Origin of the sequence: Aeromonas sp. 102P, assembly GCF_051920345.1 — a bacterium.
Classification (GTDB): Bacteria; Pseudomonadota; Gammaproteobacteria; order Enterobacterales; family Aeromonadaceae; genus Aeromonas; species Aeromonas veronii.
In genome coordinates this window covers 3,511,563-3,538,355 of the sequence record NZ_JBQBCZ010000001.1, presented here as the reverse complement: position 1 = coordinate 3,538,355, position 26,793 = coordinate 3,511,563, and the positions used below count along the sequence as shown (strand labels likewise).

Below are 26,793 nucleotides of genomic sequence, written 5' to 3'. Positions count from 1 at the left end.
TCAGCTCCTTCGCTACTTTAAAGAAGTTTCTACTGGTCTTACCTGACTAAATCCCTTTGCTTTTTATTTAACAAGGTATTTACATCTAGGTGTCACCAGCATCGGTGACGCTCACAACGGCAAGGAGCCAGTTATGACCCATGTCGACATCCCTTTCCTTCGTTACCTCGATGCGGAAGGGTGCCCGGTCGCCACCTTACCGACCTGGCTGGACAAGGCGATACTGCACACCTTCTACCGCAATATGGTGATGGTGCGCAGCTATGACAAAAAAGCGATAGCGCTGCAACGAACCGGCAAACTCGGTACTTTTCCCTCTCATCTCGGCGCAGAAGCCGTGGGGATTGGCATTGGTCTGGCCATGCAGCCGCAGGATGTCTACGTCCCCTACTATCGGGACATGCCCACCCTCTATGTGCGGGGCGTACCGATGGAGAAAAACCTGCAATATTGGGGCGGTGACGAGCGGGGGAGTTATTTTCTCAAACCCGATGGGACCCCCTCTGAAGATCTCCCCATCTGTGTCCCCATCGCCACCCAGATCACTCACGCCTGCGGCATTGCCTCTGCCTTCAAACTGCGTAATCAACCGCGCGTCGCTGTAGTCACTATCGGCGATGGCGGCACCTCCAAGGGGGATTTTCTGGAGGGGCTCAACTGCGCCGGTGTCTGGCACCTGCCGATGGTCATCATCGTCAACAACAACCAGTGGGCCATCTCGGTGCCACGCAAACTGCAATCGAGCGCTCCTACGCTGGCCCAGAAGGGGATTGGCGCCGGGGTGCGCAGTCTGCAGGTGGATGGCAATGATGTGGTGGCGGTCTACGATGCTGCCCGCAGTGCCGTCGAACGGGCCCGCAGCGGCAAGGGGCCGACCCTGATAGAAGCGGTCAGTTATCGTCTAGGCGATCACACCACGGCCGATGATGCCACTCGCTATCGCGACGGGGCCGAGGTCGAGGCCGCCTGGGCGAAAGAGCCGGTCAAGCGGCTGCGCCAGTTTATGCATAGCAAAGGGTGGTGGGATGAAGAGCAGGAGCAGAGCCTGCTGGCGGAAGCCACCCGAGAGGTGGAGCAAGCGGTCGCCCGTTATGAGGCGATGGCGCCCCAGCCGCCGGAGGCGATGCTCGATTATCACTACGCCAGCCTGCCCGCCGAACTCTTGCCCCAGCGCGAGCGAGTCATTGCCAAGGGGATGAAGCAGGAGGTTGGCCATGAGTGAGATCAGTTTGCTGGAAGCGGTCAACATGGCCCTTCACTACGAGATGGAGCACGACCCTGATGTGGTGGTACTCGGCGAGGATGTGGGAGTCAACGGCGGGGTGTTTCGCGCCACAGTGGGACTGCGCGATAAGTTCGGTTTCAAGCGGGTGATCGACACGCCGCTGGCCGAGGGATTGATCGCCGGGGTGGCGGTTGGCATGGCCACTCAGGGGCTCAAGCCGGTGGCTGAGTTCCAGTTTCAGGGTTTCATCTTCCCCGGGATGGAGCAGATCATCTGTCAGGCGGCGCGGATGCGAAACCGTACCCGTGGCCGTCTCTCCTGTCCCCTTGTCTATCGCTCCCCTTATGGCGCGGGCATTCACTCGCCGGAACACCACAGCGAGAGTGTCGAGGCGCTGTTTGCCCATATTCCGGGGTTGCGGGTGGTGATCCCCTCCAGCCCGAGGCGCGCTTATGGTTTGCTGCTCTCGGCCATCCGTAATCCGGATCCCGTGATGTTTTTCGAACCTGACCGCATCTATCGCTCGATGAAATCCGAGGTGGTGGATGACGGTGTCGGCCTGCCGCTGGATGTCTGCTTCACCCTGCGCCCGGGCCGGGATATCACGGTAGTGGCTTGGGGGGCCTGCATTCAGGAGGTGATGCGGGCGGCGAACCTGCTGGCCGAGCAGGATATCCAGTGCGAGGTGCTGGATCTGGCCACCATCAAGCCTCTGGATATGGAGACCATCCTCACCTCGGTACGCAAGACCGGCCGGTTGCTGGTGGTACACGAGGCGTGTGGCAGCTTCGGGGTCGGGGCCGAAATTGTAGCGCGTGTGACCGAGCAGGCACTTCCCTGCCTCAAGGCGCCACCCAAACGGTTGACCGGGGTGGATGCCGCCGTCCCCTACTATCGCAACGAAGCGTATTACCTCATCACCGAGCAGGATATCGCCGATGCCGCTCACCAGCTGATGGAGAACCAGTGGCTATGAAATTTTTCAAATTACCGGATCTGGGTGAAGGGTTGGCCGAAGCCGAGATCGTCGAATGGAAGGTGAGTGCCGGTGATACCGTTGCTGTCGATCAGGTGCTCTTGTCGGTGGAAACGGCCAAGGCGCTGGTGGATGTGCCCTCTCCGGTGGCCGGGGTGATTGCCCGTCTCTGCGGCGCCGAGGGAGATATCCTCCATATCGGTGCGCCGCTGGTGGAGTTCGAGGGGGGCGAAGATGATGGCACCGTAGTAGGCAAGGTGAGCGCCCATCAGCAACATATCGAGGATCACTTTGTGGTAGGGGCCATTACCCCGGGGGGATCGCTGGTGCAAGCTATGCCTGCCGTGCGCCTGCTGGCGCAGAAGCTGGGTCTGGAAATCGACCGGATCAAGGGAAGTGGCAGCGGCGGCATGGTGACCGAGCTGGATGTGCAGCAGGCATTCGAGGCCCAGCAGAGCAGTGGCAACGAATTCCTCAAAGGGTCGCGGAGGGCCATGGCCAAGGCGATGGAGCTCTCTCATCAGACTGTGGTACCGGTCAGCATCACCGACGAGGTGGATTTGCGTCACTGGCGGCCTGATGAGGATGTGACGGTGCGCCTTATCAAGGCCATTGGCGTGGCGTGCCGCGCCGAGCCCTCGATGAACGCCTGGTTCGATGGCGACACCCTGTCACGGCGTCTGTTTAAAGAGGTCAATGTGGCCATCGCGGTGGATTCAAAGCATGGCCTCTATGTGCCGGTGATGGAGAACGTGGCCGAGCGGGAGGGGGCAGATATCCGGCAGGGGCTGGATCGGATGATCGCCGATGTGAAGGCGCGCGCCGTGCCGCGCGAGATGTTGCAGGGGGCGACCATTACGCTCACCAACTTCGGTGCCATTGCAGGCCGTTATGCCAGCCCCATCGTCACGCCGCCGCAGGTGGCCATCATAGGGGCAGGCAAACTGTTCGAAAAAGTGGTGTTCATCCATGGGGAGGCTCGCCCCGTCAGGGCATTGCCGCTGTCGATGACATTTGACCACAGAGCCTGTACTGGCGGGGAGGCGGCTCGTTTTCTCAGAGCGCTGGTCGAAGCGTTGGAAGCGGCCACCTTATAACGGTTTGTGCCCTGTCATTGGCAGGGCACAAATTTGTTTGCGTAATCTACAAAGCCACGTATAATCAAAATCAGCTTGAAAGGGCGATAGTTATGTCAATGAATACGATGTTTCACATCTTGTCCTGTTGTTCATAAGTTAATCCCGTTTTTTGAGCTTTACCCGCTGAAAAGCATAAGTAATTATTTTGAATACAGGTTTAAAAGATATGTCTAACATGATCACCGGTACCGTTAAGTTTTTCAACGAAACCAAAGGTTTTGGCTTCATCCAGCAAGAAAACGGCCCGGACGTTTTCGTTCACTTCAGCGCCATTCAAGGTAACGGTTTCCGTACCCTGGCTGAAGGTCAGCGCGTACAGTTCTCTGTGACCCAAGGTCAGAAAGGCCCGCAGGCTGAGAACGTAACCGCTCTGTAATTCTTACAGAATTTAAGAAAGCCGTGGTACCTCTGGTGCCACGGCTTTTTGTTTATATGGCTTTTGCTACTAATTCCTATGTGCTGAATCATGCTGCTATCGCTCCTGCTTGCTGCCACCTTGACTCCGACGTCCGATGCGCCGGTACCGGTTCAATCCGCGATGGAAGCGCAGGTGATCTGCCAGCAATTTGTCCAGGTCCGGGTGGGCACTGCACAGCAACCCGATGAGGTAAATGCGCGACTGGTGCCTGAAAGGGAAGGGGAGTGGCTGGTGGATGGCAAAGTAAAAGGACCCGAAGGTCCTTTGCTGTTTGCCTGTCATCTGCACCAAGGGGAGCGCTGGGAGCTACTCAACTTTTCACTTTGGGCACCACAGCCGGTCAAAGCGGTTTGAGTGCGACCAGCAGATGTTGCAGGTGTTCAACCATGGTCATGCCAAACGGGGTGAGATAGCCGCCATCTTCTGCGCTGATGAGGCCCTGTTGATGCAGACGGGCTGCCGCTTGGCACAACTCTTCAGACATATCGCTGCGTAATTTAATCCCCAGGCTCATGTTGGCCGGATCAAAGCATGCCAGTATTTTCAAATCGTTCACGAATTCGTTAGAAACCTGGTCGATCCCAATCATGGATTTACTCCTTACGCTAAAGATGTATGCAAACTAGCATCCCCGGATCCACTTTAGTGGGCGCTGGCTCAAATTATTGACCTTTGACTGGATGCTGCGTTTCAAATGCTGTTTTTTTCGGCGTAATCAGATGGTTGGCTGACAGCTTCGCCAAGGGCCGAGCCGGACCAAACGTGGTAGGATAGGGCACTTCTTTATATCGGACGGTCTATTGGTGGCTGTTCGCCCTGTTCAAGGTATCGCTCATGGTCAAGATCACTCTGGTATCCCTGCTGCATTCACTTTGTACCCGCTTTCCGGTTTACCCCGCTGCTTCGTTGACGTCCCTGCTGGATGCCCATCAGGGCGAGGTGTGGTTACCTGCACGCCAGGGGGCCGACATTGCGCTGTTACGCAAGCATGCCAAGGGGGCTCATGAGCTGGCGTCACTCGATGCGGGCTGGTGCGATTTTGCCGCCAGCGATAGCGGTGATACACCCGAGCTGGATGCACTGGCCAACTACGACAGCGAGATGATGGACAACCTGCTGATGTACTGGCACACCGCCGCCAAGATCAACAGCCCGATCACCGATAACCTGTTCGAGTTGCGCCGCGAAGTGGTGGATGAGGCCCATGGTGCCAAACTCGCTGCCGCCTGGGAGCAGCAACAACAGCTGCGTTTTGAGCAGCTGATGGCGATGGCGGCCAATGGCCGGGATCTGCTCTGCTTTGTCGAGGTGGAGTCCGCCTACTGGCTGCGGCAAAAGCTGAGCGAGCAGCCTGATGTGGAGCTGATCACCCCTGCCTTGTAAAAGGGGCAATATGATGGCTGGCGGCCTCGCTATCGAGGAGGCTGCTCTATCCTTATTTGCGTCATTGTCCTCCCCATCCGGTGCCAAGGGGCTGCAAGCTGGACAAGCTGACGACAAGATGTGAACATGGCGCCCTTTATCGAGAGAGAGACTTGGCCAATGAGCTATGAACTGAGCGACACCGAGCGCAATGCTGCGCTGCAACTGAACGCTGATTACCGTTACGATCACTTCATCAGCAAGCTGGTCGAGCATGAAGAGCTGTTCGTCCTGACAGACGAGCATGGCGTCATGATGCTGACCACCGACGATGAAGATTGCATCCCGGTATGGCCGCACCCGGAGTACGCCAAGGCGTGGGCCGAAGGCGAATGGGCCGATTGCAAGCCGCAGTCCATCACCCTGAAGGTATGGCTGGAGCGCTGGGTTGACGGTATGGAGCAGGACGAGCTGTGTGTTGCCGTGTTCCCGACCCCGGATCAGGAAGGCATCGTACTGGAGCCGGCTGACGTGGCTGACGCCATTGCCGAGAAGCAGGCCAAGCGCGGCTGATCACCGAGCTATTCGCAACACCGGTTGCCAACAAAGACCCCGCTATCTGGCGGGGTCTTTGTTTTTGGTCTGTTTGCCAAACGAGTTGTGGCTATCAGGGCTGGCGATAGGTGGTGTCGATGATGGGCTCGGCCGGGAAGGTCTTGCCGCTCTTGATGGCTGCCCTGGTCTCGGATTTTAGCTCTTCATCAATCCACAGCAGACCGCCATAGCTGTAACCGCTGTTGTCGCCACCGAGGGGCCAGTAGAGTTGCTCGCTCTTGGGGGTTGCTGGTACTTTTGGCAGTTTGATCCAGCGCCATGCCCCTTCCCGGGTGTAGGGCACCTGATACGCAGGCACGAAGCTGGCCAGCTCATAGAGCCGCTGCTGGATCTGCCGTGACAGGGCAGCTTTTTTGGCAAAGTCGAACTCCTTGTCATACTGCTCCACCAAGGCCGTGATGGCATCGTCATCGATGTTCATGATGTTGTTGGTCTGGGGCTTGTTGGCGTTGACCTTGTGGAAGAACTCCCAATAGGCAGGATAGCGGCTGCCCGCCCAGGCCATCCAGGCGCTCTGGTGCTTTTTCTCCAGCATCGATTTGAAACCGGCCGATGCATCCATCAGGTTGAGCTCCAGATTAAGCCCCGCCTTCTTGGCCTCTTCCCGCAACAGCGTGAGCCGCTGGGCATGCTCTGCGGTGGTGTAGGTGATGGCGAGGGTCAGTGACTGCCCCTTGTCGTTTTGCAAAATCCCCTGCGGCCCCACTTTGTTAAAGCCTGCCTTGGCAAAGTATTCCCGCGCCAGTTTGGGATCGAACGGACGGGCCTTGATCTCGCTGTTGGTAAACTCACCCTGACCTGAGCCATAACTGTTGAGTCGCTGGTAATCCCCCCGCAGCAGGGTGGTGAGCATCTTGTCGAGGTTGAGGGCATGCTGGACCCCGAGCCGCACATCGAGATTATTCAGCTGTGGATCGGCGGTGTTGAGATAGAGCCCCATCGGCGATTGCGGAGTCTGGTTGTAGAACCAGGTGCGCGCGATATACCCCTTCTCGAACTCGGCGGTTTTGGTCTTGTCGTGCCACCAGTTGGGCATCACCAGCGGGAAGGTGTCGAGATCGCCGCGCAGGAAGTGCTGCCAGGCGATGTTCAGATCCCTGAGCACCTTGATCTCGATCCGCGCAGGATTGAAGCGATGCTGGAAGTAGCGCTCGTCATCCCCCCACCAGTGTTCAACCCGTTTGAAGGTGACCGATTTGCCCTTTTTCACCTGATCGATCTGATAGGGGCCGGTGACTGGCAACACCTTCCAGTTGTACTCCTTGACCCAGTTGGCGGTGAGCTTGATGGCGTGGCTCGGCTCCGGGCTGATGGGCAGTGACTCGAGCAGATCCTGGCGGCTCTTTTCGGTGCCGCTGGTGATGGCCAGGGTGTGATCATCAAACTTGGTGATGTCTGCTATCTGGGTGCTGTAGTAGTTGTTGTACCAGGGGTCGTTGATCTCTTTGCTGCGCATCATCTTGAGGGTAAATAGCCAGTCATCGGCGGTGACCGGCTGGCCGTCTGACCAGCGCGCCTTGGGATTGATGCGAAAATAGAGGGTCTTGTTGTCGGCGCCGAAGGCCCACTCGTTTGCCAGCATCGGCATGGGGTTGCCGGTGACGGGATGAGTGCTCAGCAGTGGCAGGTTGGTTTCCCGCACGTAACCGGCAAAGCCGCCGTTGGAGTCGGGGCCATATTTGCGCAGGGTCAGGGGGAAGCTGGTCATAAAGGTGCGAAAGGTGCCGCCGCGCTTGGCGGCCGGATCGGCATAGAGAGGATCCTGGTTGTTGCTCTCCCACTTCAAGTCGGCGGGCAGCGTGGCACTCCAGCCAAACGGGCTCCAGCACAGGGTCAGGGTGATGGCGGTGGCGCGAATGATAGGGGAGAGTCGGCGCTCCCCGGCTGTGATGGTCGATGGCATGTCCTTGCTCTCCTGAAGTCTGCTTCCTGCAGATCACACACTGGTGATGTCAGTCCCGATGGGGACTGGCTCATCATGAAAATTTTATCCTGTCAGGTCAATGAAGTAGCGTGAATTAGCGGGTGGCTTAGGCCGCAACGCAGTGCAGGGTGATCCCCTTGGCCGCGATGGCTGCCCGCATGGGGGCGGGCAGGGCATCGTCGGTAACCAGCACGTTGATCTGGCCCGGCGCGCCAAGCTGGCTCGGGTGGATGGCGCCAAATTTGCTGCTGTCGGTGATCACCACATTGGTCATCCCCTTGGCCAGCACGCTGTTGACCACGTCGGCCCGCATCATGTCGCGGCCGGTAAAGCCCATCTCGGGATGAAAACCGTCGACCCCGATAAAGGCCTTGGAGAAGTGCACCTGCTCGATGCAGAGGCGCGTGAGCGGCCCCACCACGCTCTCGCTCTGATGCTGGAACAGCCCGCCGAGCAGCACCACCTGAGCCGGGGTATCTTTGAGCAGATGGGCGATATAGCTGCTGATGGTGATGATGGTGACCCGTTTGTGCAGGGCCAGATGGCGCGCCAGCATGGCGTTGGCACTGCCCCCTTCGATAAAGACCGTTTCGCCATCTTCCACCAGCTGGGCGGCCCGCTCGGCGAGGCGCTCCTTGAGCAGGTAGTTGATGTTCATCCGGGCATCGGGGTCATCGGTCTCCAGCGCCATGGCCGAGCCGTGTACCCGTCTGAGCAGTCCCTGTTTCTCCAGCGCGGTGAGGTCGTTGCGCACCGTCACCTCAGACACACCTGTGTGTCGGGAGAGTTCACTCACGCTCATCTTGCGAGCCTGATGGACCAGAGTGAGGATCAGTTGGTGGCGTGGATTCATGGTGCGCTCGCATGCAAGGTGGTGGATAGCGGAAAGCCACCCGAGGGTGGCTTGCCAATCATATGACGTCACAGGCGCCATGGGGAGCGCCCCGTCAGAGACTGTGCTCGGTGCGGGCGATGATATCATCTTGCGCATCCGGGGATAAGGCGGTGAAGAAGGCTGAATAGCCCGCCACCCGTACCACCAGATCCCGGTATTGATCCGGATTGGCCTTGGCTGCCAGCAGGGTTTCCCGCGAGACGATGTTGTACTGCACGTGCCACCCCTTGTGCACCTCGAAGAAGGTGCGCAGCAGGCTCATCAGCTTGGCCTTGTCCCGCTCGTTCTCAAGGCTCGCCGGACTCAGCTTCTGGTTGAGCAGCACCCCGCCGAGGATGGCCGCCGTGGGCAGCTTGCCGATGGAGTTGAACACCGCCGTCGGGCCGAGACGATCCGAACCCGACGAGGGGCTGGCCCCTTCCGCCAGCGGCGTGCGGGCGTGGCGGCCATCCGGGGTGGCCATGGTGGCGGCACCGAAGGGGACGTTGGCCGAGATGGAGGAGGTGCCGGCATAGTAGGTGCCGCCGATGGGGCCACGGCCGAAGCGGGTGTTGTGCAACCCCTTAAGCTCGTCGATGTAGCTCTGGTAAGCCTGCACCAGCAGCAGGTCCACCTCGTCCAGATCGTTGCCATATTTGGGGGCTGCATTGGTGAGGCGCTGGCGCAGCTGCTCCCCCGCCAGTCCTGAAAAATCTTGCTCGAGTGCTTCGGCCAGCTCTTGCTGATCCACTATCCCCTGTTCGAACACCAGTTTCTTCAGGGCCGCCAGACTGTTGCCCAGGTTGGCGATCCCCACCTGCAGACCTGAGACCCAGTCATAGACAGCGCCCCCCTCCTTGATGGTCTTGCCGCGCTCGATGCAGTCATCCACCAGGGCGCTGCAGAGGATGTCGTGGGCCTGAGCCTCCAGCACGCTGTCGACCACACAATCGATCTCGATGGATTTGCGGGTGAAGTAGCGCACCTGATCGTTCCAGCGGGCCATCACCTCGTCAAAGTTGCCAAAGCTCCCGTCTCGCAGCGACTGGGGCTGGGGCAGGAATACCTTGCCGGTGGTGGCATCGCGGCCGCCATCAAGGGAGGCCAGCAGGATGCGGGCGAAGTTGATAAAGCTCATGCCGGTGCAGCGATAGCCCCACTTGCCGGGCACGGCGGTCTCGATGCAACCGATGGCGGCGTAGTGGTGGGCATCCTCCACGCTCACCCCGAGCTTGATGAACTCGGGGATCACCACCTCGTCGTTGTTGAAGGCGGGCATGCCAAAGCCGCAGCGGATCACCTGAATGCAGGCGTCGAGGAAATCCTCGCTCATCCCGGCATGGTAGCGCACCGAGAGGTTGGGCTGGGTGGATCTCAGCTGGCCGCAGGACTCCAGAATCGCGTAGGAGAGGCCGTTGACCGCGTCATGGGCACTGCCATCCCGCCAGTTCTGGCCGCCGATGGTGACGTTTTGATAGAGCGGGCTGCCGGCGGATGCCTTGGAGTGGGTGCCGGAGCGGATCTTGTTCACCTCCAGCAACTTGAGCCAGCACCCTTGCAGCAGCTCGATGGCGCGCGTCCGAGGCAGGGATTCCGACAATTCCACCTCGCGGCGATACCAGGGGTAGAGGTACTGATCCATCCGGCCAAACGACACCGAGTGACCGTTGGATTCGATCTGCAGGATGAGCTGGATAAAGTAGCAGAGCTGCAGCGCCTGCCAGAAGGTCTCGGGGGGCTGGTGGGCGATGTGGGCGCAGTTGAGCCCGATGGTCTCAAGCTCGTTTCGGCGCTCGGGGCGAGATTCTTGTGCTGCCATATCATGGGCAAGGGCGGCGTAGCGCGAGATGTGAGCGCTGACCGCATCCAGAGTGATGGCGACGGCGTGCAGGAACTGCTCGCGCTGCAGATCGGCCCAATCCGCCAAATCCAGCCGACTGCGCCGCTCGGCCACCTTGGCCTTGAAGCCATCGAGACCCAGCGTGAGCAGCTCCTCATAGTTGACCGCGAGGTGGGCATCCCCCGAGGTCATGTTGCCCTCGGCCTTGATGATGCCGCTCTCCAGCAGCGCTTTCTGCTCGTCGGTAAAGAGGCCGAAGCAGCGATCCTGCACCGTCTGGCCGCGCCAGAAGGGGGTGAGGGCGTGGATGATCTCCTTGTCGGTTTCGCTGACTGCAAAACCGGCGCCGGGACGGTCTGCCAGCTCGTCGATCTCCTTCTCAATCCAGCTCACCGTGTATTCGGGAAAGAGCGGCGCCGCCCGCACCTGACTGGCCTGATTGCCGACGATCAGCTCGTCGTGCTTGATCCAGATAGTGCGCTCCTTGAGGTGATGAGCCAGCGCAAGAGCGCGGCGCACCGGCAGCGGCCGGGCGAGATGAGCCTGATAGGCCGCGGTGTAGTGGCGGGCACGCTCGGTGCAGACCGGCGGCTGAACGATGTGGATCAGGCTCTCTTTGTGGGCGCGGATCCGTGGGCTCAGGGTATTGAGGTCGAGCTGGGTCATGATCTTATCCTCTGGTCACAGGGGTCAGCCCCTGACGTTGGGCGTATGCATGGGCAAAGTGGAGTAAATCGGGGTCGTCGAGCGGTGTCTCCGGCGCCTGATAGGGCAGATCCAGCAGGGCATATTTGCCCACGCCTAAGGTGTGGTAGGGGAGGAAGTGGATCTCCTGCACGGTGCCGAGACTGGCGGCGGTGTCGGTGATGGCTTCGATCGATGCGCGGTCGGCATTGAAGCCGGGAATGAGCGGCACCCGGATCTGCATCGGCACGCCGTGCTCGGCGAGGCGTTTGAGGTTCGCGATGGGCAGATCCACCTTGCCGCGGGTCCAGTGGAAGAAACGTTCTTTATCCACGTGTTTGAGATCCGCCAGCACCAGATCCAGTGAGGGGAGACTTGGCTCAATCTGGTGCCAGGGCACATGGAGGCAGCTCTCAACCGCTGTGTGCAGCCCTTCGGCATTGCAGCGGGCCAGCAGGGACGCGGCAAAGTCGGGCTGCATAAACGGCTCGCCACCGGAGAGGGTGATGCCACCGCCGCTGCGCTCGAAGAAGGGGCGATCCCGCAAGATGGTGTCCATCAGGGTGTCCAGGGTTTCATCGCGGCCGCACACCTGCAGCGCTTCGCTTGGGCAGAGGCCGCGCAGCCGTTCCATATCGCCGGCCTTGAGGGCAGAACGGCTGAGCTGGATGCCCTCGCTGTCACGCAAGATTGCCGGACAAGCCTGGCTGCAGAGCTGGCATCCCTCGATGCACTGGCGCCGGTCGAGTAGTATGTCCGGCTTGGGAGAGCGGCTTTCCGGGTTTTGACACCACAGACAGGCCAGCGAGCACCCCTTGAGAAACACCAGGGTGCGAATGCCGGGGCCATCGTGAGTTGAATATCGTTGCAGGTCAAAAATCATACCGCCTCCTTTTGTATTTGCATTCTATTTGCTTTCGTTCGAAAGTTGATTTGATTTCGATCAAGCTATTTGCAGATGTTTTATCGCTAGAATGGTGACATATTGAACATCCCGTTAAGGAGTTAGAGATGGAGCTGTATCTCGATACCGCCGATGTGGCGGCAGTGCGTCGCTGGTCACGGATCCTGCCGTTGGCCGGTGTCACCACCAATCCTTCCATTACCGCCGCCGGGGGATTGCCGCTCTGTGAGCTGCTGCCCGCCCTGCGCGACGTGCTGGGCCCCAAGGCGCGCCTGTTTGCCCAGGTGATGGCCAAAACCGAAACCGAGATGGTGCGCGAGGCATTTGCCCTGCGTGAGCTGGACCCGGATCTGGTGATCAAAATCCCGGTGTGCTCAGAGGGGCTGGCGGCCATCAAGAGCCTGACCGCCAACGGTGTGCCGACTTTGGGCACCGCTGTCTATACCCCGCTGCAGGGTTGGCTGGCGGCGGTGGCGGGGGCGGAATATGTCGCGCCCTACGTTAACCGGCTGGATGCTCAGGGGGGCGATGGCATCGCCACCGTGCAGGAGCTGCAACAGCTGCTTGCGCTGCACGCACCGAACAGCAAGGTGCTGGCGGCGTCATTCCGCACTCCCCGTCAGGCGCTTGACTGCCTGCTGGCGGGTTGCCAATCGATTACCTTGCCGCTCGATGTGGCGGAGCAGCTGCTGAACGTGCCTGCGGTGGATGCGGCGCTGGTGAAGTTCGATCAGGATTGGCTGCGCGCTTTCGGTCGCTGATCCCGGTGGCAAGCTGATTGCCGTGATTGAGGGGGGAGGGTGAAGAAGCGCGGGTGATGGGGATTGACCGACTAGACTTGAAACAGGTGGCTACATTCGCTGGCCGCCTTGCTGTCTACCGGAGGTATCCCATGAGCGACCATCTGCTACTCCCCCATGGTGAAGATTTGCGTCGTGCGGTGCTTTGGCTCAGCGAGCATCATCAGCACGATATCGCCGCCATTGAAGAGGCCAGCCTGCGTTTTGATCTCTCGCCGCTGGATGAGGAGTTTCTGATCCGGCACTGGCTCGACAGCCAGCGCCAATCATGAAGATCCGAGGTGAGGGATTAGAAGAAGTTGGCGAGGTTGATGCCAAACTCTTTGGGGTCGACCGTGTTTTCGATGCTCTCCTGCACCCCTGACTTGGCCAGATCCAGCCACTGTACGTCGAGGTAGTGACGCTGGGTGGCGTGATAGATCACCTTGACCACCGGCTTGAGCGGCTGCTGCTCGTTGCGCTGCATCACGATAGCCAGGCGCTGGTTTGAGAGCTGTACCAGGGTTCCCACCGGATAGACTCCCATGCACTTGATGAACTTGGTGACCAGTTCGGCATCAAAGTGCTGATTGATTCCCTTGAGCAGAATGCGGAAGGCCTGGGTCGGCTGCATACCCGCTTTGTAGACCCGATCCGCTGTGATGGCATCATAGACATCGACGATGCCGCTCATCCGGGTATAGAGGGAGAGCTGCTCCCCCTTGAGCCGCTGCGGGTAGCCGGAGCCATCGAGCCGCTCGTGGTGGTTGGCGGCCACCTCCAGCATGGTGGGGGTAATGCCAGGGGTATTGCTGAGGATCTCGTAACTGTGCACCACATGCTGACGCATGATGGCGAACTCCTCATCGGTCAGCTTGCCCGGTTTGTGGAGCACCTCGTCCGGGGTCATGATCTTGCCCACGTCGTGCAGCAGGCCACCCAGGGTCAGCTCTTTGAGCACGCTGCGCTCCAGTCCCAGATAGCGGCCGAAGTTGGCCAGCAGAATGGCCACATTCATGGAGTGCTCCATCAGGTAGGCATCCTTGGCGCGAATACGGGCCAGACAGAGCATGGCATCGCCGTGGGTGAACATGGTGTCCACCATCTCTTCGGCGACTTCGGCCAGCGGGGTGATGTCGATGGGCTCACCCGCTTTGAGGTGGCGAATGAACTTGCCTTGCAGCTCGCGCGCTTCCTGATAGAGGCGGCGGATTTTAAGCTCCCGCCCTTCACCGTTGGCACTGGCTCGGCGCCCTACCTGGGCGCTGTTGGCATTGAGATCGGGGGAGGTAACGGCGTCACTCTCGGCACTGCCCAGCTTGCTGCGAGCCAGATCGATGCGTACCGTGAGCACCCCCTGACGCACCAGATTGGCAATTTGCGCCACGCTGGTCACCAAGCCCATCTGGGCGATCTCCATCCCACCTGTCTGGCTGGCGATAGCAATGACATACATGCCGGGTTTCAGCTGGTTGACGGGAATGACGGGATAGGATGCTTGAGACTTCATGAGGGCTTCCTGACTCTTATTATTATGAGTATCGTTCGGATGGGTCACACCGGAGAAGTGTAACATCGGATGACCAGTTCGTCATAATTGGCACCCCTTAACAGTGGCGTTGTCGCCCCCGCCCGATATAATGACGCCCCTTTACTTGTTGGACTCCGAGGTTGTGAATGCGGCTTGATAAATTTCTGTGCGATTGTTCGGATTTGACCCGCTCGCTGGCAGGCAAACTGATCCGTCAGGGTGAGGTCATGGTGGATGGCATTGTGGTCAAGCAGCCCGCCTTTCATATCAATGAGCAGAGCCAGATCGAGTTTGACGGCGTGCTGCTGACGCTGGAGCAGCGCAACCGCTATTTCATGCTGCACAAGCCGGAAGGTTACGTCTGCTCCAACGAGGATCCGGATCACCCGACCGTCTTCTTCCTGATGGATGAACCGGCGATGGGCAAGCTGCATGTAGTGGGGCGCCTCGACCTCGATACCACGGGTCTGGTGCTGGTGACCGACGACGGTCAATGGTCCCACCGCATCACCTCGCCGCGCCACGAGTGTGCCAAGACCTATCACGTCTGGCTGGCCGATCCGGTGAGCCCGGATGCGATCGCGCTGTTCGCCGAAGGGGTCTACCTGCGTAACGAGACCGATAAAACCCGTCCTGCCCAGCTGGAAATTCTCGGCGAGTGCGAGGCCCGACTGACCATTCACGAAGGCAAGTACCATCAGGTCAAGCGGATGTTTGCCTCCATCGGCAACAAGGTCGTTGGCTTGCATCGCGAGCGGGTGGGCGGTCTGACGCTGGACGAAGATCTGGCCCCCGGTGAATACCGCGAGCTGACCGCTGAGGAGATTGCCCTGTTCTGATCAGGGATGGTGCCGGGTGTCAGTGAGTGCTGAAACCCAGCACTAGCGCCGTGCCCAGGGTGGCAATCAGTGCCCCCGCCCAGGCGGCAATGGATGGCCGCTCCCCCGAGTGCCACCACAACAGCGGCAGCAGCAGTACCGGCGTGGTAGAGGAGAGAATGGCCACCATGCCCACCTCGCCCTGCCGCAGCGCCATCAGGATCAGCGTCATCCCCAGCCCCATCGCCAGAAAACCGTTGGTGGCAATCATGGCGAGGATATGGCGATTGACCGGTTTGAGCGGCATGGCCAGCGGCAAGCGCCCCAGCCGCAGGACGCAGTGGGCCAGCAGGGCACTGCCCATCCGGATGCCCGATGCACTCACCGCATCCACCTCACCACTCATCATCACCGGCTTGGCGATGATGGCTCCCACGCTTTGACACAGTGCCGCCGTCAGGCCAAGGCCAATTCCCAGCGCCAGATTGCCACGGATCTGCTCCCACTCGTTGCTGCTACTGCGTCTGCCAAACAGGATCGCCAGCATCACGCCAGCAAAGACCAGCATGGCCCCCAGCAGTCGCCAGCCTGTCAGCTGTTCATTAAAGAGCCACAGCCCAAGCAGGGCGGAAAACAGCGCATGGCAGGAGAAGAGCAGGGCACTGCGTCTTGGCCCCAGCCGATTCATGCAGGCAAACAGCGCGGTATCGCCCACGAAGATGCCGACCAGCCCCGAGATGGCGAGCAGGGGCAGGGCGCTTGCGGTGAGGGTTTGCCAGCCACCGGTGAGCAGACTCATGGTGCCGAGCATCAGGCTGACCAGAAACATGCGCCAGCGGCTGTAGGCAAATGCGCCGAGATGACGGGCCGGTTTGACCGAAATAAGCGCTGCAACTGCCCATAAACTGGCCGACGCGAGGGCCAGCCACTCATAACCCATAAAAACTCCTGAAAAAATTAACCCGAAAGACTCCATCTCCCGGGCAAGCCCGATACAATAAGGGGCGTTTTCGGGGATAACAAGAGCGGCATCAGGCATTCATCAGGCGCGCCGTCGGCCTTCCCCTCCTGCAGTGGTGTTATTTGAGGTTTTGTCATGAGGTATGGTTTCTTCCCCAAGCTGGCACAGCGCTGGCTCTCCCCGCTATTGCTTGCCGTGCTGGCTGGGCCCCTGGCCCATGCCACCACCGTTGAGCAGCAGCCTCTGCTTGCCGATCGGCAAACCCTGGTCAAGGGCAACGGTGCCGAGCCGGAGTCACTGGATCCGGCACTGGTGCGCTCCGGTTTTCCGGGGGAGGCCGTGCTGGTCGATCTGTTTGAAGGGCTGGTCAGCGAAGATGGTCAGGGGCATATCGTTCCTGCTCAGGCCCAGCGCTGGGAGGTGAGTGACGATGGGCTGGAGTGGCGATTCTTCCTGCGACCCCAACTGAAATGGTCCAATGGCGAGCCGCTGGTGGCCGCTGATTTTGTCTATGCCTGGCGCCGTCTGCTCGATCCGGCCATCAACTCCCCTTCTGCCGGATTGCTGCTGGCCACGGGGATCAACAATGCGCAATCCATCTATGCCGGTGCGCTGGAGCTCGGCAATCTGGGCATTGAAGCGCAAAGCGATCAGATCCTGAAAATCACCCTGGAGCGGCCGGCTCCCTATTTCCTGCAGCTCATCAGTCAGCGCCCCTTTGTGCCAGTCAATCAGAAGGCGATAGCCAAATTAGGCAAACAGTGGACCGAGCCCGGCAAGCTGGTGAGCAATGGTGCTTACCGGTTGGCAAGTTGGACGCCAAACGAGCGGATAGAAGCCGAGCGCAATATCCACTACTGGGATGACCTTCACACCCGTATCGGACGGGTCACCTATCTGCCTATCACCTCGCAACATGCGGAGCGGCTGCGCTATGAGGCCGGTGAAATCCAGCTCACCAACAAGGTCTCCCTCGGCTATTACCAGAAGATGAAGCGCGAATCTCCGGAGCGGCTGTGGGGGTTGCCGCTGTTTGGCACCTATCTCTATGCGTTCAATTTGAAGCGCCCGGAACTGCAGGATGTGCGGGTGCGTCAGGCGCTCTCCATGGCGGTTGATCGACAGTTGCTCATTGGATCGGTGAGCGGGCAGGATGAACAGGCGGCATGGTCGCTGTTGCCGGAGATGCCGGGTTACCCCCGGGTGATATTGCCTGTGGCGCTTGAAGATATGCCAACCCGCCAGGCCAAAGCAGCAGCCCTGCTGTCAGCGGCCGGGTATAACAGTGCCAATCCACTCAAGCTGAGCATTACCTACAACAGCGCAGAAACCCACAAGCAGATGGCGATGGCCATTGCTGCCATGTGGCAGAAGCTGGGGGTGCAGGTCACCCTCAACAGTCTGGAGTGGGGCGCCTATCAGGTGGCCAAGGATAGCGGTGATTTTCAGGTGGCCAGAAGCTTCCTGTTTGGCGATTACGTGGAGCCGTCAGCCATGCTGGGCAGCTTCCGTTGTCAGGATCTGCGCAACGAGAGCGGCTACTGCAATCCCGACTTTGATCTGCTGCTGGAGCAGGCGGCCAATACGCTGGACAGCGCGAGCCGGGTTGAACTCTACCGGCATGCCGAACAGTTGCTGCTTGAGGAGGCGCCGATCCTCCCCGTGTATCATTACAATCAGATGAGACTGGTCGATCCCACCCTGCGGGGACTGCCCAGCCAGAATTTGAAAGGGACGATTGCCACCAAGGATCTCTATTTCAGCCCGCAGTGAGGAGCATTTCATGAAACTTGCCATCATTTCCGACATCCACGGCAGCATCATTGCGCTGGAGCGGGTGCTGACCCAACTTGAGCCCTGGCAGCCGGATCACTATCTGCTGCTCGGCGATCTGCTCAACCATGGCCCGCGCAATCCTCTGCCGGAAGGGTATAACCCGGCCGCCGTGGCTGATCGGCTCAACGAGCTGGCACCGCAGATCATCGCGGTGCGGGGCAATTGTGATTCCGAAGTGGATCAGATGCTGTTGCGCTTTCCCATCACCGCCTCCTACAACCAGTTGCTGGTCGATGAGCGGCGCTGGTTTGTAAGCCATGGCCATCTTTATCGCCCGGACGAGGTACAGCTACCGCCGGGCAGTCTGTTCCTGAGCGGTCACACCCATGTGCCGGTGCTGGAGTGGCAGGGGGAGCGGGTATTGATGAACCCGGGGTCGATCTGTTTCCCGCGCGGCGAGTTGCCTGCCAGTTACGGGTGCTATGAGGACGGGGTACTGCGTGTCAATGCGTGTGAGGACGGGCGAGAGTTGTTGCGACTGGTGCTTTAAAACGGAGTGCAAAAATGCAAGGCCTGATAAGAGATGTCAGGCCTTGATACCGTAGGAGCGGGTGCCAGAGCGAGTGTTACCCTTGGCGTCATAGGTCAGGCTGTTGCGATCGCGCAGCTGACTCAGAAAGGTTGCCAGACGACGGTTTGAGACGATGCTCAATTCTAGCAAGCGACCGTTGATATCATTTTGTGCCTGGCAAGCATCCAGTTTCGCACGAAGCTGTGCCATCTCGTCGGGATAGGCTGCCAGCTGCAGTGCCAGTTCCGGCATCTCTGCCAGTGTCTTGTCCAGCGTTTCTATCGCAGCAAGCAACTGCTGTTTGCGCTCGGTCAGTGCGGGCAGGGCCAGTGCCTGATGCTGTTCGAGCAAGCTGAACTCCTCTTCCAGAATGCCTTGCATCTGGCTGAGGTAATCATCTTGGGTGTACAGTAACGAAGGTAAATCCATCATCCCAGAACTTTGTCCAGATTGGCCTCGAAACTGAACATCTTCTTGGCCACAGCATCGCTGTTAACCTGATATTCGCCACTCGAGACGGTTTTTTTCAGCCGTTCGACCTTGCTCTCATTGCCGGTCGAGGCGGTATTGAGGTTTTGTTGCATCTTTTGCAATTGTTGCGCCTCACTGGTCAAGGAGACGGAGTCCAGCTTGACAGTAGCCGCTTTGTTTTCGGGCGATGAGGTGACTGACTTGCTGCCTGTCCCCTGGCTATTAGCGGTATTTTGCAACCGATTATTCGCCAAGTTGTTGATATTGTTGATGGCCATTTTAGTTACCTTCGTCTGCTTTAAGGTTTGCTTACCTGTTTATCGGTGCGGCAGATCAAAACTTTAGAAAAAAAGTTGTCAAGGATCCGGATTTAAAAAGTGACCGATACGGCACCTACTGCACTGACTTTACCCTCAACGGTTTTGCCGGAGCGAATATTCACGAGTTTGATGATCTCTCCGAAGCTGCCATCTTGCAAGGCTCGGGCCATGGTTTTGATCTGGAAGTTGCTATTTTCTGCCGTCAGGGTGACCTGATCCCCTTTGCACACGACACAAACCTGGCTCAAACGGATGGGTTGCCCAGGTTTTAGCTCCCGCTTGCTGCGTACTCCGACAAGAGGGGCTGTGTCAGTCAGGTAGTCGCCGCGGATCAGGGTCTGATCCTGATAGGCCAACACCAGCTGGCTTTCACTCAGCAGGTCCCCCTTGGCGATGGGGTTGGTCACAGTGACATAGGGCTTTTGAATGCTGACCCGCACCGGGAGATAGACGTCCCAGGGCCTCTCCTCCTCACACTTAAGGTAAACTGTTGTATTACGGCGAATTTCCATTTTTGCTGGTAAGCTGATAGTGAGCAGATCTTCGCAGCGGGTCAGTGGGAGCCGTTCATCCAGCGTGGCAGAGGTGACCTCGGCTCTGGCATCCAACGGAATATCCAGCTGGCTGTAAACGAACTCTTGTGCCTTTTCTTGCAGATAAGTAGTGACGTCCGAGGCGTAGCTGGAAGATATGCTGCCAAAAAAGAGGCTGATGAGTAAAAGTCGGTTAATCATTTTCGCTCGTTGGTCGATAAGTTGTTCACGCATATCACCATATTTAACTATGATTGCTTCAGAATCTGTTCGTTGTCACATCGATAGTCTGACGCAATCCATCACGCATGCATGATTAATGCCAAGCGTTTTTAGGGAGTGTTTATGGCCAGTATCCTGGACTCGGTCAACCAACGTACCCAGCTAGTGGGGCAAAACCGGCTGGAGTTGTTGTTGTTTCGTCTCAATGGACGTCAAAGATTTGGCATCAACGTATTCAAAGTGCGTGAAGTGTTGCAGTGTCCCCCCTTGACCGTGATGCCCAAACTGAACTCCTGCATCCGCGGGGTTGCACATATTCGTGGCCAGACTATCTCGGTTATCGACCTCAGCATGGCGGTTGGCAAACGCCCGATTGATGATTTGAGCAAATGCTTCATTATCATCTCCGAGTACAACCGCTCTATTCAGGGATTTCTGGTGCATTCGGTCGAGCGCATCATCAATATGAACTGGGAATCCATCCTGCCTCCGCCCAAAGGTGCGGGTCGCATCAACTACATGACAGCCGTGACTGAAGTCGATGGCGAGTTGGTCGAAATCCTTGATGTTGAGCGGATATTGAACGAAATTTCGCCGGTTGCAACGGATGTTAGTGAGGAGCTGGTTCAGGCCAGTGTCGACCACCCGACTCTGGGGCGTCCTGTTCTTGTTGCGGATGACTCATCAGTGGCACGCAAACAGGTACAACGTGCGCTTGAGGCTATCGGTGTCGAATGCGTGTTGGCAAAAGATGGCCGCGAAGCATTGAACATGCTGCTGGAAATGACCAAAAATGGTCCTATCAAGGATCAGGTTGCGCTGGTTATTTCGGATATCGAAATGCCGGAAATGGATGGCTATACCTTCACTGCCGAGATCCGGAATAATCCCAATCTCAAGGATTTGCATGTTATTCTGCATACATCGCTCAGTGGAGTATTCAACCAGGCAATGGTGCAGAAAGTTGGTGCGAACAATTTTATCGCCAAGTTCCAGCCTGATGAATTGGCCAAGGCCGTACAAAACGCACTCTAATAAAGAAGAACAGCTGCATGAAGACACTTTCGGACGACTTATACAAACAGTTCAGCAACTTTCTGGCGGTACAGAGCGGAATTGTGCTGGGGGATAACAAACAGTATCTGGTGAAGAGCCGTCTTTCACCTTTGATGGCTCAGTTTGGCATCGAGAGTCTGTCTGATCTGGTTACCCGTGCAATGAGTGTGCGAGAGCGTGACCTGAAAATGGCCGTGGTGGATGCCATGACGACCAACGAGACCCTCTGGTTTCGTGATACCTATCCGTTTCAGCTTCTTACTGACAAGATTTTCCCCGAGTTGGGGAAAAGTGGCCGCCCCATCAAGATCTGGTCGGCTGCATCCTCGTCAGGTCAGGAGCCCTATTCCATTGCCATGACGGCACTGGAGCAGCAGATGAAAAAGCCGGGGACCTTGCCTGGTGGCGTGCAGATTGTCGGGACGGATATTTCGACGACCATGCTCAATCAGTGTAAGGAAGGCGTTTACGATAGCCTTGCTCTGGCGCGCGGTTTGTCACCGGAGCGCAAGAAGATGTTTTTTGAGCCCTACGGTGACAACAAGATGCGGGTCGCTGAGCGAGTCAGAAAATTGACCACCTTCCGGCCACTCAACTTGTTGGAGAGTTATAGTCTGCTCGGCAAGTTTGACATTATCTTTTGCCGTAACGTGCTCATCTATTTTGCGCCGGAAGTGAAGTCGAAGATCCTCAACCAGTTTGCTGCCAGTCTCAATCCCGGTGGATATCTGATGCTGGGCGCGTCGGAGTCACTGGCCGGGTTAACCGATCGGTTCGAGATGATCCGCTGCAATCCGGGGATTGTCTACAAGGTCAAATAGGCCTGATGGCCTTGATATTCGGGGTCTGCCGAATATTGCCAGTACATGCAAAGAGGGAAGCTACGAGCTTCCCTCTTTCTTAATCTACAGCTCAGTCTTTCTATTTACCTACCATATCTCGCCACTGCAAAAGTGGTTGCAACCTTAAGGTGGCCAAATGATGCCGTGTGACTCAAGGCACGAGATGCTCCTGCCGTTTTCGGTCTGAAATGTACTCATACCCAAACCATCGAACTGAGTGATTTGCTTATGGCACACCTCTTGCAAACAAAATAAACCAAGCAGGAGGTGTGCTATGGCTCTTTCATTTGACAAGGCATTCGGTGTGCATCAACACACCATAAGCGTTCGCGCCAAGCGTGCTGAGGTGCTTTCCAGCAATATTGCCAACGCAGATACCCCGGGCTTCAAAGCCAGGGATATCAATTTTGCTCAGGCATTGCAGGAGGCCCAGTCGCATCAGGGGTTTGGTTTGGCAACGACCAGCGAAAAGCACTTTGCCTTGAATATGGACGCCCCAGGTACCGTGCAATATCGCAACCCGCTGCAACCGGATACCGGTGACGGCAATACAGTCGATGTGCAGCAGGAGCGCAGCGAATTTCTGCGCAATAGCCTCGAGTATCAAACCTCCCTTGAATTTATGAATAGCAAGATCAGTGGCCTGCTCAAGGCCCTGAAAGGAGAGCAGTGATGAGTTTGTTCAAGGTCTTTGACATAGCAGGCTCGGCTATGAGCGCACAGTCAGTGCGCCTCAACACGGTTGCCAGCAACATGGCCAATGCGGACAGCGTCAGCTCCAGTGTGGAAAATACTTACCACGCCAGGCGGCCAGTCTTTGCCGCCCAGCTCGATCAGGCGATGTCTGACAAGCAGGGCTCGGTCGGGGTTGAGGTGAAGGGGATTGTCGAGAGCAAGGCGCCACTGCTCAAGGAGTACAACCCCAACCACCCGATGGCGGATAAAGACGGTTTTATCTTCAAGCCAAACGTCAACATGGTTGAAGAGATGGCCGACATGATCAACGCCTCGCGCAGCTACCAGACCAACGTACAGGTTGCAGATTCGGCCAAGAAGATGCTGCAGCAGACGCTCCAGCTTGGCAAGTCCTGATAGGAGGGATGCAGCATGGTCGATACAACCAGTAATGTGAACGGCATCAGCCGTACCACGACCCAGACGACAGGCAGCACAACGGCGCCGAAGAAAGAGCTGGATCAGGCTTCTTTTCTGAAGCTGCTGACCATGCAGCTGTCGTATCAGGATCCCTTCAAGCCTGTTGATAACGCCCAGATGCTCTCCCAGATGACATCCATGTCGACCTCGGAGGGGATCAATAGCTTGTCCACCCAGATGGGCAATCTTAATACTCTGATGACATCTAGTCAGGCGCTGCAAGCCTCCGCACTGGTCGGACAAAATGTGCTGCTCCCTAGCAATATCGGTTATTTGGAGAAAGAGGGGTCCATCTCCGGGGTTGTGGCTGTCGGTGTCGAGAACAAGTATTCGAATGTGAAAATTACGGTGGAAGATGAAAAGGGCCAAGTGATCAAGGAGTTTCCTCTGGAAGGTGATTTGCGCGGCAATGTTGAATTTGCTTGGGATGGTAAAGACAAGAGTGGCAATCCGGCCAAGCCTGGAAAATACGTGATTAAAGCTAACGGCACCATGGATGGAAAGTCGGAGAGCATCTCGGCCCTGACCTATGGCAAGGTTGATAGTGTGGTCCTGGGGAACGGAACCAACCCGACTCAACTCAATCTGAGAGGTCTAGGCACTACAACGCTTAACAGTATCCTGCAAATTTCAGGATCTAATCAGAACAAACCAACAACTCAGTCAAAAACCACGTCGACAGCATCGATCTAAGGAGCTGGATATGTCATTTAACAATGCCTTGAGCGGTGTCAACGCGGCACAAAAAGACTTGAACGTCACCGCCAACAACATTGCCAACGTTAATACCATGGGCTTTAAAGAGTCCCGAGCGGAGTTTGCGGATGTTTACGCCAACTCCATCTTTGTCAATGCCAAGACCCAGGTCGGTAATGGTGTGGCGACCGGTGCGGTTGCCCAGCAGTTCCACCAGGGTGCGCTGCAATTTACCAATAACGCACTGGATTTGGCGATTCAGGGGAATGGATTCTTTGTGACCTCCGATGGCCTGACCAACCTGGATCGCACCTATACTCGTGCCGGTGCCTTCAAGCTCAATGAAAACAGTTATATGGTCAACAATCAGGGGCATTACCTGCAAGGTTATGAAATTAACGCCGATGGCACCCCGAAGGCGGTCAGCATCAATGCTACCAAGCCGATCCAGATACCGGATCGGGCGGGCGAGCCAATCAAGACCAGCAAGATTGAGGCAAGCTTCAATTTGCCGTCCAAGGCGACCCCGTTATCGGCGGGCACAATGCCGGATCCTCTTGCTGTACCTCCAATAGTTGGTAGCCTGTCGAGCTTTGATCCAAAGGACTCGAAAACGTACTCGTCCTCCACCTCTGTTGTCGTGTATGACTCTTTAGGTGAGCCCCATACCATCACTAAATATTTCGTTAAAGAAGCCAGCGATGCCGACCCGACCAAACCGGCAGATCCTACAGCATGGCGTATGTATTTATATGAGGGTGAAAAGCCTATTGATATAGCCACGGGGGTTCAGACTCAAATGGCTGCAGGTGTGCCCCAGGCACCTTTGGCTGCGCGTTTTACCTTTGGTGCCGATGGTAAAATGATTACCCCAACCACCCCTGCAACAATCCAAACGGAGCAATTGGGTGCCGCTGGTGCGGGTATTATCACTAATGGTGCTGACCCCACTCAGACTTTTGAGATTTCACTGGGCACAATAACCCAATATGCCTCACCATTTGAAGTCAATAAGTTGTCGCAGGATGGCTCCACTGTCGGCCGTTTGACCAAGGTCGAGATCACTCCGGATGGCATTGTGTCCGCGACTTACAGTAACGCCACCACCATCAAGGTGGCCATGGTCGCCATGGCAAAATTTGCCAACTCGCAAGGATTGACTCAGGTTGGCGATACCTCCTGGCGACAGTCCCTGCTCTCTGGCGATGCCTTGCCGGGGACGCCCAATTCGGGCACTTTCGGGACCATCAAATCATCGGCGCTGGAGCAGTCCAACGTGGATTTGACCTCCGAGCTTGTGGACCTGATCACTGCTCAACGTAACTTCCAGGCCAACTCCCGTTCTCTGGAGGTCAACAGTTCGCTGCAGCAAACCATCCTGCAGATCCGTTAATCTCGCAATAAATGATAATGAGAGGGGGCTTGGCCCCCTCTCTGTTTCTGTCGTATTCCCATCCTCCTTATCCCCCCATATTTCTGCTGTTGGCACTCTAATTGCATTTCTCCTGTCAGAGTCATCTGTTTGACGGAGAATTCCATGGATCACCTGCTTTATATCGCCATGTCCGGGGCCAAAGAGACCATGAACAGCCTGGCTGTTCGGGGCAACAACCTCGCCAATGCCAATACCACCGGTTTCAAGTCCGATTTCGAGCAGGCCAGAAGCATGCAGGCGTTCGGAGAGGGCTTGCCAAGCCGAGTGTTTGCCATGGCTGAGCGCCCGGGTCAGAACCTGCAGCATGGCATGCTGATGACCACCGGAAGGGATCTGGACGTGGCGGTGGATGGGCCGGGCTGGATTGCCGTGCAGGATCCCAAGGGCGGCGAGGCCTATACCCGCATGGGGAATTTGCAGGTCAATGCGACCGGCAATTTGCAGACCTCGACGGGCCTGAATGTGGTGGATGACGGTGGTCAGCCCATCGTGCTGCCGATGCCGATGGAGAAACTCGAGATCAATCGGGATGGCACCATCAGCGGTCGTCCGGAGGGGGCTGCCGCCAACTTGCCGGAAGATTTTCAGCGGATCAAGCTGGTCAACCCGGCCGCCGATGCGGTGGAGAAGGGGCAAGATGGTCTGTTTCGCCGCAAGGATGGCCAGAATGAACCCGCCTCTGCCAATGTCGGCCTGATTGCCGGCTCCCTTGAGGGGAGCAACGTCAATGTGGTGGATGAGATGACCAACCTGATCCGGCTGCAACGCCAGTTCGAAACCCAGGTCAAAATCATGAAGACGGCCGAAGAGAATGATGAAGCTCAAACCCAACTACTGCGAATCAGCTAATCAAGGAGTTACCTATGAATCCCGCACTCTGGATCAGCAAGACCGGGTTGGATGCACAGCAGACCAATATTTCGGTCACCTCGAACAACTTGGCGAACGCCAGCACCGTGGGCTTTAAAAAGTCACGGGCCATCTTTGAAGATCTGCTGTATCAAAATATCAACCAGCCCGGTGGCCGCTCTTCTGCCGATACCGAGCTCCCCTCCGGCTTGATGCTGGGGGCGGGTGCCAAGGTGGTGGCGACCCAGAAAAACCACAGCCAGGGCAACGTACAAACCACTGACAACTCGCTCGATTTGATGATCAGTGGTCGTGGTTACTTTGAAATTCAGCTGCCGGATGGTAGTGCGGCCTATACCCGCAACGGTCAGTTCACCCTTAACGATGAAGGGACCATAGTGACGCCGGGTAATGGTTACCCGCTGCAACCGGAAATCCAGATCCCGGAAAACGCCCAGAGCGTTACGGTGGGTGAAGATGGCCAGGTCTCGGTGCAGCTCAAGGGCGATGGCGCTTCTCAGGTCGTCGGTCAGATCAACATCTCCGACTTCGTCAACGCCAGCGGCTTGCAGCCGATGGGGGAGAACATGTTCGTCGAGACCCAATCCAGTGGTGCTGCCGCCCAGGGGACTGCCGGTGCCGATGGCTTGGGGGTGATCAAGCAGGGGATGCTGGAGACTTCCAACGTCAACGTGACCGAAGAACTGGTGAATCTCATTCAGGCTCAGCGGGTCTACGAGATGAACTCCAAGGTGCTCTCCGCCGTGGACGGCATGATGTCCTTCCTGATCCAGCGTACCTAATTAGGAGGTGCATG

At 57.5% G+C, this 26,793-nt stretch carries 30 protein-coding genes; 20 read left to right on the top strand and 10 right to left on the bottom strand.

Features of this window, described 5'->3' with window-relative positions; genetic code table 11:
• Positions 1-133: 133 nt before the first annotated feature.
• From pdhA to ACTG1K_RS16495, 5 genes are all read left to right on the top strand, one after another.
• Positions 134-1,222, top strand: coding sequence for a pyruvate dehydrogenase (acetyl-transferring) E1 component subunit alpha (gene pdhA / locus ACTG1K_RS16515; RefSeq protein WP_064338306.1), 1,089 nt, complete (start codon positions 134-136; stop codon positions 1,220-1,222).
• Complete coding sequence (locus ACTG1K_RS16510) at positions 1,215-2,201, top strand: alpha-ketoacid dehydrogenase subunit beta (RefSeq protein ID WP_268011315.1); 987 nt, start codon at positions 1,215-1,217, stop codon at positions 2,199-2,201. The genes pdhA and ACTG1K_RS16510 overlap by 8 nt, the downstream gene beginning before the upstream one ends.
• The gene (locus ACTG1K_RS16505; protein WP_216979084.1) at positions 2,198-3,298 is read left to right on the top strand and encodes a dihydrolipoamide acetyltransferase family protein; all 1,101 of its coding nucleotides are present in this window, start codon (positions 2,198-2,200) and stop codon (positions 3,296-3,298) included. Before ACTG1K_RS16510 ends, ACTG1K_RS16505 begins: the two co-directional genes overlap by 4 nt.
• A 208-nt stretch (positions 3,299-3,506) precedes the next feature.
• Positions 3,507-3,716, top strand: coding sequence for a cold-shock protein (locus ACTG1K_RS16500; RefSeq protein ID WP_005302803.1), 210 nt, complete (start codon positions 3,507-3,509; stop codon positions 3,714-3,716).
• A gap of 90 nt (positions 3,717-3,806) precedes the next feature.
• A complete protein-coding gene (locus ACTG1K_RS16495) occupies positions 3,807-4,112 on the top strand; it encodes a hypothetical protein (protein WP_440006051.1) in 306 nt (101 codons plus the stop codon).
• Here ACTG1K_RS16495 and ACTG1K_RS16490 read toward each other — a convergent pair.
• On the bottom strand, positions 4,099-4,347 hold the full coding sequence (locus ACTG1K_RS16490; RefSeq protein ID WP_005334209.1) for a TIGR02647 family protein: 249 nt from the start codon (positions 4,345-4,347) through the stop codon (positions 4,099-4,101). The two genes, ACTG1K_RS16495 and ACTG1K_RS16490, sit on opposite strands and share 14 nt — an antisense overlap.
• A 245-nt stretch (positions 4,348-4,592) precedes the next feature.
• Here ACTG1K_RS16490 and ACTG1K_RS16485 point away from each other — a divergent pair, with 245 nt between their 5' ends.
• Entirely contained in the window at positions 4,593-5,141 is a 549-nt protein-coding gene (locus ACTG1K_RS16485) for a hypothetical protein (RefSeq protein ID WP_245095173.1), read from the top strand.
• Between the two features lie 159 nt (positions 5,142-5,300).
• Positions 5,301-5,693 (top strand): DUF2750 domain-containing protein, encoded by a 393-nt coding sequence (locus ACTG1K_RS16480; RefSeq protein ID WP_005334204.1) that lies wholly within the window; start codon positions 5,301-5,303, stop codon positions 5,691-5,693.
• 94 nt (positions 5,694-5,787) lie between these two features.
• Here the strand turns inward: ACTG1K_RS16480 and ACTG1K_RS16475 are convergent, their stop codons facing one another.
• From ACTG1K_RS16475 to ACTG1K_RS16460, 4 genes are all read right to left on the bottom strand, one after another.
• The gene (locus ACTG1K_RS16475; protein WP_440006049.1) at positions 5,788-7,638 is read right to left on the bottom strand and encodes an extracellular solute-binding protein; all 1,851 of its coding nucleotides are present in this window, start codon (positions 7,636-7,638) and stop codon (positions 5,788-5,790) included.
• A 127-nt stretch (positions 7,639-7,765) separates the two neighbouring features.
• The gene (locus ACTG1K_RS16470) at positions 7,766-8,512 is read right to left on the bottom strand and encodes a DeoR/GlpR family DNA-binding transcription regulator (RefSeq protein WP_005350628.1); all 747 of its coding nucleotides are present in this window, start codon (positions 8,510-8,512) and stop codon (positions 7,766-7,768) included.
• 94 nt (positions 8,513-8,606) lie between these two features.
• Positions 8,607-11,039: a formate C-acetyltransferase/glycerol dehydratase family glycyl radical enzyme gene (locus ACTG1K_RS16465; protein ID WP_440006047.1), complete on the bottom strand. Its 2,433-nt coding sequence runs from the start codon at positions 11,037-11,039 to the stop codon at positions 8,607-8,609.
• Between the two features lie 4 nt (positions 11,040-11,043).
• Positions 11,044-11,940: a glycyl-radical enzyme activating protein gene (locus ACTG1K_RS16460; protein WP_252656798.1), complete on the bottom strand. Its 897-nt coding sequence runs from the start codon at positions 11,938-11,940 to the stop codon at positions 11,044-11,046.
• A 128-nt stretch (positions 11,941-12,068) separates the two neighbouring features.
• Here ACTG1K_RS16460 and fsa point away from each other — a divergent pair, with 128 nt between their 5' ends.
• Positions 12,069-12,722 carry a fructose-6-phosphate aldolase gene (gene fsa, locus ACTG1K_RS16455; protein ID WP_252656797.1) on the top strand — a complete coding sequence of 218 codons (654 nt, stop codon included), beginning with the start codon at positions 12,069-12,071 and terminating at the stop codon, positions 12,720-12,722.
• Positions 12,723-12,853: 131 nt separating this feature from the next.
• Complete coding sequence (locus tag ACTG1K_RS16450) at positions 12,854-13,033, top strand: hypothetical protein (RefSeq protein ID WP_005344504.1); 180 nt, start codon at positions 12,854-12,856, stop codon at positions 13,031-13,033.
• A 17-nt stretch (positions 13,034-13,050) separates the two neighbouring features.
• Here the strand turns inward: ACTG1K_RS16450 and ACTG1K_RS16445 are convergent, their stop codons facing one another.
• Entirely contained in the window at positions 13,051-14,250 is a 1,200-nt protein-coding gene (locus tag ACTG1K_RS16445) for an HD-GYP domain-containing protein (RefSeq protein ID WP_005350638.1), read from the bottom strand.
• 167 nt (positions 14,251-14,417) lie between these two features.
• On the opposite strand from ACTG1K_RS16445, the gene rsuA reads away from it, so the two are divergent.
• The gene (gene rsuA / locus ACTG1K_RS16440) at positions 14,418-15,110 is read left to right on the top strand and encodes a 16S rRNA pseudouridine(516) synthase RsuA (protein ID WP_064336826.1); all 693 of its coding nucleotides are present in this window, start codon (positions 14,418-14,420) and stop codon (positions 15,108-15,110) included.
• Positions 15,111-15,129: 19 nt separating this feature from the next.
• On the opposite strand, the gene ACTG1K_RS16435 is transcribed toward rsuA, so the two are convergent.
• Positions 15,130-16,029, bottom strand: coding sequence for a DMT family transporter (locus ACTG1K_RS16435; RefSeq protein ID WP_019446127.1), 900 nt, complete (start codon positions 16,027-16,029; stop codon positions 15,130-15,132).
• Between the two features lie 156 nt (positions 16,030-16,185).
• Between ACTG1K_RS16435 and ACTG1K_RS16430 the strand changes: the two genes are divergently transcribed.
• Both ACTG1K_RS16430 and yfcE read left to right on the top strand, forming a co-directional pair.
• Entirely contained in the window at positions 16,186-17,823 is a 1,638-nt protein-coding gene (locus ACTG1K_RS16430) for a peptide ABC transporter substrate-binding protein (protein WP_440006044.1), read from the top strand.
• A gap of 10 nt (positions 17,824-17,833) precedes the next feature.
• Entirely contained in the window at positions 17,834-18,376 is a 543-nt protein-coding gene (gene yfcE / locus ACTG1K_RS16425) for a phosphodiesterase (RefSeq protein ID WP_407970096.1), read from the top strand.
• A gap of 36 nt (positions 18,377-18,412) precedes the next feature.
• Here yfcE and ACTG1K_RS16420 read toward each other — a convergent pair whose 3' ends face one another.
• From ACTG1K_RS16420 to flgA, 3 genes are all read right to left on the bottom strand, one after another.
• The gene (locus tag ACTG1K_RS16420) at positions 18,413-18,829 is read right to left on the bottom strand and encodes a flagella synthesis protein FlgN (RefSeq protein WP_407970097.1); all 417 of its coding nucleotides are present in this window, start codon (positions 18,827-18,829) and stop codon (positions 18,413-18,415) included.
• Positions 18,826-19,146 carry a flagellar biosynthesis anti-sigma factor FlgM gene (gene flgM / locus ACTG1K_RS16415; protein WP_440006042.1) on the bottom strand — a complete coding sequence of 107 codons (321 nt, stop codon included), beginning with the start codon at positions 19,144-19,146 and terminating at the stop codon, positions 18,826-18,828. Before flgM ends, ACTG1K_RS16420 begins: the two co-directional genes overlap by 4 nt.
• Before the next feature lie 92 nt (positions 19,147-19,238).
• Complete coding sequence (flgA, locus tag ACTG1K_RS16410; protein WP_005334175.1) at positions 19,239-19,922, bottom strand: flagellar basal body P-ring formation chaperone FlgA; 684 nt, start codon at positions 19,920-19,922, stop codon at positions 19,239-19,241.
• A 144-nt stretch (positions 19,923-20,066) separates the two neighbouring features.
• Between flgA and ACTG1K_RS16405 the strand changes: the two genes are divergently transcribed.
• From ACTG1K_RS16405 to flgG, 8 genes are all read left to right on the top strand, one after another.
• Entirely contained in the window at positions 20,067-20,978 is a 912-nt protein-coding gene (locus ACTG1K_RS16405; protein ID WP_005334174.1) for a chemotaxis protein CheV, read from the top strand.
• A gap of 17 nt (positions 20,979-20,995) precedes the next feature.
• A complete protein-coding gene (locus ACTG1K_RS16400; RefSeq protein ID WP_005350656.1) occupies positions 20,996-21,820 on the top strand; it encodes a CheR family methyltransferase in 825 nt (274 codons plus the stop codon).
• Positions 21,821-22,115: 295 nt separating this feature from the next.
• Positions 22,116-22,514, top strand: a complete 399-nt coding sequence (gene flgB, locus ACTG1K_RS16395) for a flagellar basal body rod protein FlgB (protein ID WP_005334169.1) — start codon at positions 22,116-22,118, stop codon at positions 22,512-22,514.
• On the top strand, positions 22,514-22,933 hold the full coding sequence (gene flgC, locus ACTG1K_RS16390; RefSeq protein WP_005350658.1) for a flagellar basal body rod protein FlgC: 420 nt from the start codon (positions 22,514-22,516) through the stop codon (positions 22,931-22,933). The genes flgB and flgC overlap by 1 nt, the downstream gene beginning before the upstream one ends.
• Before the next feature lie 15 nt (positions 22,934-22,948).
• Complete coding sequence (locus ACTG1K_RS16385; RefSeq protein ID WP_425854420.1) at positions 22,949-23,689, top strand: flagellar hook assembly protein FlgD; 741 nt, start codon at positions 22,949-22,951, stop codon at positions 23,687-23,689.
• 10 nt (positions 23,690-23,699) lie between these two features.
• Positions 23,700-25,085: a flagellar hook protein FlgE gene (gene flgE / locus ACTG1K_RS16380; protein ID WP_103250540.1), complete on the top strand. Its 1,386-nt coding sequence runs from the start codon at positions 23,700-23,702 to the stop codon at positions 25,083-25,085.
• A 144-nt stretch (positions 25,086-25,229) separates the two neighbouring features.
• On the top strand, positions 25,230-25,976 hold the full coding sequence (flgF, locus tag ACTG1K_RS16375; RefSeq protein WP_005334159.1) for a flagellar basal-body rod protein FlgF: 747 nt from the start codon (positions 25,230-25,232) through the stop codon (positions 25,974-25,976).
• A 14-nt stretch (positions 25,977-25,990) separates the two neighbouring features.
• Entirely contained in the window at positions 25,991-26,779 is a 789-nt protein-coding gene (gene flgG, locus ACTG1K_RS16370; protein ID WP_005334158.1) for a flagellar basal-body rod protein FlgG, read from the top strand.
• The last annotated feature ends 14 nt before the right edge of the window (positions 26,780-26,793 follow it).

Bases quoted from the DNA above. Each gene is read 5' to 3' on its own strand.
- pdhA (WP_064338306.1), top strand. From the start codon at position 134: ATGACCCATGTCGACATCCCTTTCCTTCGTTACCTCGATGCGGAAGGG.
- ACTG1K_RS16510 (WP_268011315.1), top strand. From the start codon at position 1,215: ATGAGTGAGATCAGTTTGCTGGAAGCGGTCAACATGGCCCTTCACTAC.
- ACTG1K_RS16505 (WP_216979084.1), top strand. From the start codon at position 2,198: ATGAAATTTTTCAAATTACCGGATCTGGGTGAAGGGTTGGCCGAAGCC.
- ACTG1K_RS16500 (WP_005302803.1), top strand. From the start codon at position 3,507: ATGTCTAACATGATCACCGGTACCGTTAAGTTTTTCAACGAAACCAAA.
- ACTG1K_RS16495 (WP_440006051.1), top strand. From the start codon at position 3,807: ATGCTGCTATCGCTCCTGCTTGCTGCCACCTTGACTCCGACGTCCGAT.
- ACTG1K_RS16490 (WP_005334209.1), bottom strand. From the start codon at position 4,347: ATGATTGGGATCGACCAGGTTTCTAACGAATTCGTGAACGATTTGAAA.
- ACTG1K_RS16485 (WP_245095173.1), top strand. From the start codon at position 4,593: ATGGTCAAGATCACTCTGGTATCCCTGCTGCATTCACTTTGTACCCGC.
- ACTG1K_RS16480 (WP_005334204.1), top strand. From the start codon at position 5,301: ATGAGCTATGAACTGAGCGACACCGAGCGCAATGCTGCGCTGCAACTG.
- ACTG1K_RS16475 (WP_440006049.1), bottom strand. From the start codon at position 7,638: ATGCCATCGACCATCACAGCCGGGGAGCGCCGACTCTCCCCTATCATT.
- ACTG1K_RS16470 (WP_005350628.1), bottom strand. From the start codon at position 8,512: ATGAATCCACGCCACCAACTGATCCTCACTCTGGTCCATCAGGCTCGC.
- ACTG1K_RS16465 (WP_440006047.1), bottom strand. From the start codon at position 11,039: ATGACCCAGCTCGACCTCAATACCCTGAGCCCACGGATCCGCGCCCAC.
- ACTG1K_RS16460 (WP_252656798.1), bottom strand. From the start codon at position 11,940: ATGATTTTTGACCTGCAACGATATTCAACTCACGATGGCCCCGGCATT.
- fsa (WP_252656797.1), top strand. From the start codon at position 12,069: ATGGAGCTGTATCTCGATACCGCCGATGTGGCGGCAGTGCGTCGCTGG.
- ACTG1K_RS16450 (WP_005344504.1), top strand. From the start codon at position 12,854: ATGAGCGACCATCTGCTACTCCCCCATGGTGAAGATTTGCGTCGTGCG.
- ACTG1K_RS16445 (WP_005350638.1), bottom strand. From the start codon at position 14,250: ATGAAGTCTCAAGCATCCTATCCCGTCATTCCCGTCAACCAGCTGAAA.
- rsuA (WP_064336826.1), top strand. From the start codon at position 14,418: ATGCGGCTTGATAAATTTCTGTGCGATTGTTCGGATTTGACCCGCTCG.
- ACTG1K_RS16435 (WP_019446127.1), bottom strand. From the start codon at position 16,029: ATGGGTTATGAGTGGCTGGCCCTCGCGTCGGCCAGTTTATGGGCAGTT.
- ACTG1K_RS16430 (WP_440006044.1), top strand. From the start codon at position 16,186: ATGAGGTATGGTTTCTTCCCCAAGCTGGCACAGCGCTGGCTCTCCCCG.
- yfcE (WP_407970096.1), top strand. From the start codon at position 17,834: ATGAAACTTGCCATCATTTCCGACATCCACGGCAGCATCATTGCGCTG.
- ACTG1K_RS16420 (WP_407970097.1), bottom strand. From the start codon at position 18,829: ATGATGGATTTACCTTCGTTACTGTACACCCAAGATGATTACCTCAGC.
- flgM (WP_440006042.1), bottom strand. From the start codon at position 19,146: ATGGCCATCAACAATATCAACAACTTGGCGAATAATCGGTTGCAAAAT.
- flgA (WP_005334175.1), bottom strand. From the start codon at position 19,922: ATGATTAACCGACTTTTACTCATCAGCCTCTTTTTTGGCAGCATATCT.
- ACTG1K_RS16405 (WP_005334174.1), top strand. From the start codon at position 20,067: ATGGCCAGTATCCTGGACTCGGTCAACCAACGTACCCAGCTAGTGGGG.
- ACTG1K_RS16400 (WP_005350656.1), top strand. From the start codon at position 20,996: ATGAAGACACTTTCGGACGACTTATACAAACAGTTCAGCAACTTTCTG.
- flgB (WP_005334169.1), top strand. From the start codon at position 22,116: ATGGCTCTTTCATTTGACAAGGCATTCGGTGTGCATCAACACACCATA.
- flgC (WP_005350658.1), top strand. From the start codon at position 22,514: ATGAGTTTGTTCAAGGTCTTTGACATAGCAGGCTCGGCTATGAGCGCA.
- ACTG1K_RS16385 (WP_425854420.1), top strand. From the start codon at position 22,949: ATGGTCGATACAACCAGTAATGTGAACGGCATCAGCCGTACCACGACC.
- flgE (WP_103250540.1), top strand. From the start codon at position 23,700: ATGTCATTTAACAATGCCTTGAGCGGTGTCAACGCGGCACAAAAAGAC.
- flgF (WP_005334159.1), top strand. From the start codon at position 25,230: ATGGATCACCTGCTTTATATCGCCATGTCCGGGGCCAAAGAGACCATG.
- flgG (WP_005334158.1), top strand. From the start codon at position 25,991: ATGAATCCCGCACTCTGGATCAGCAAGACCGGGTTGGATGCACAGCAG.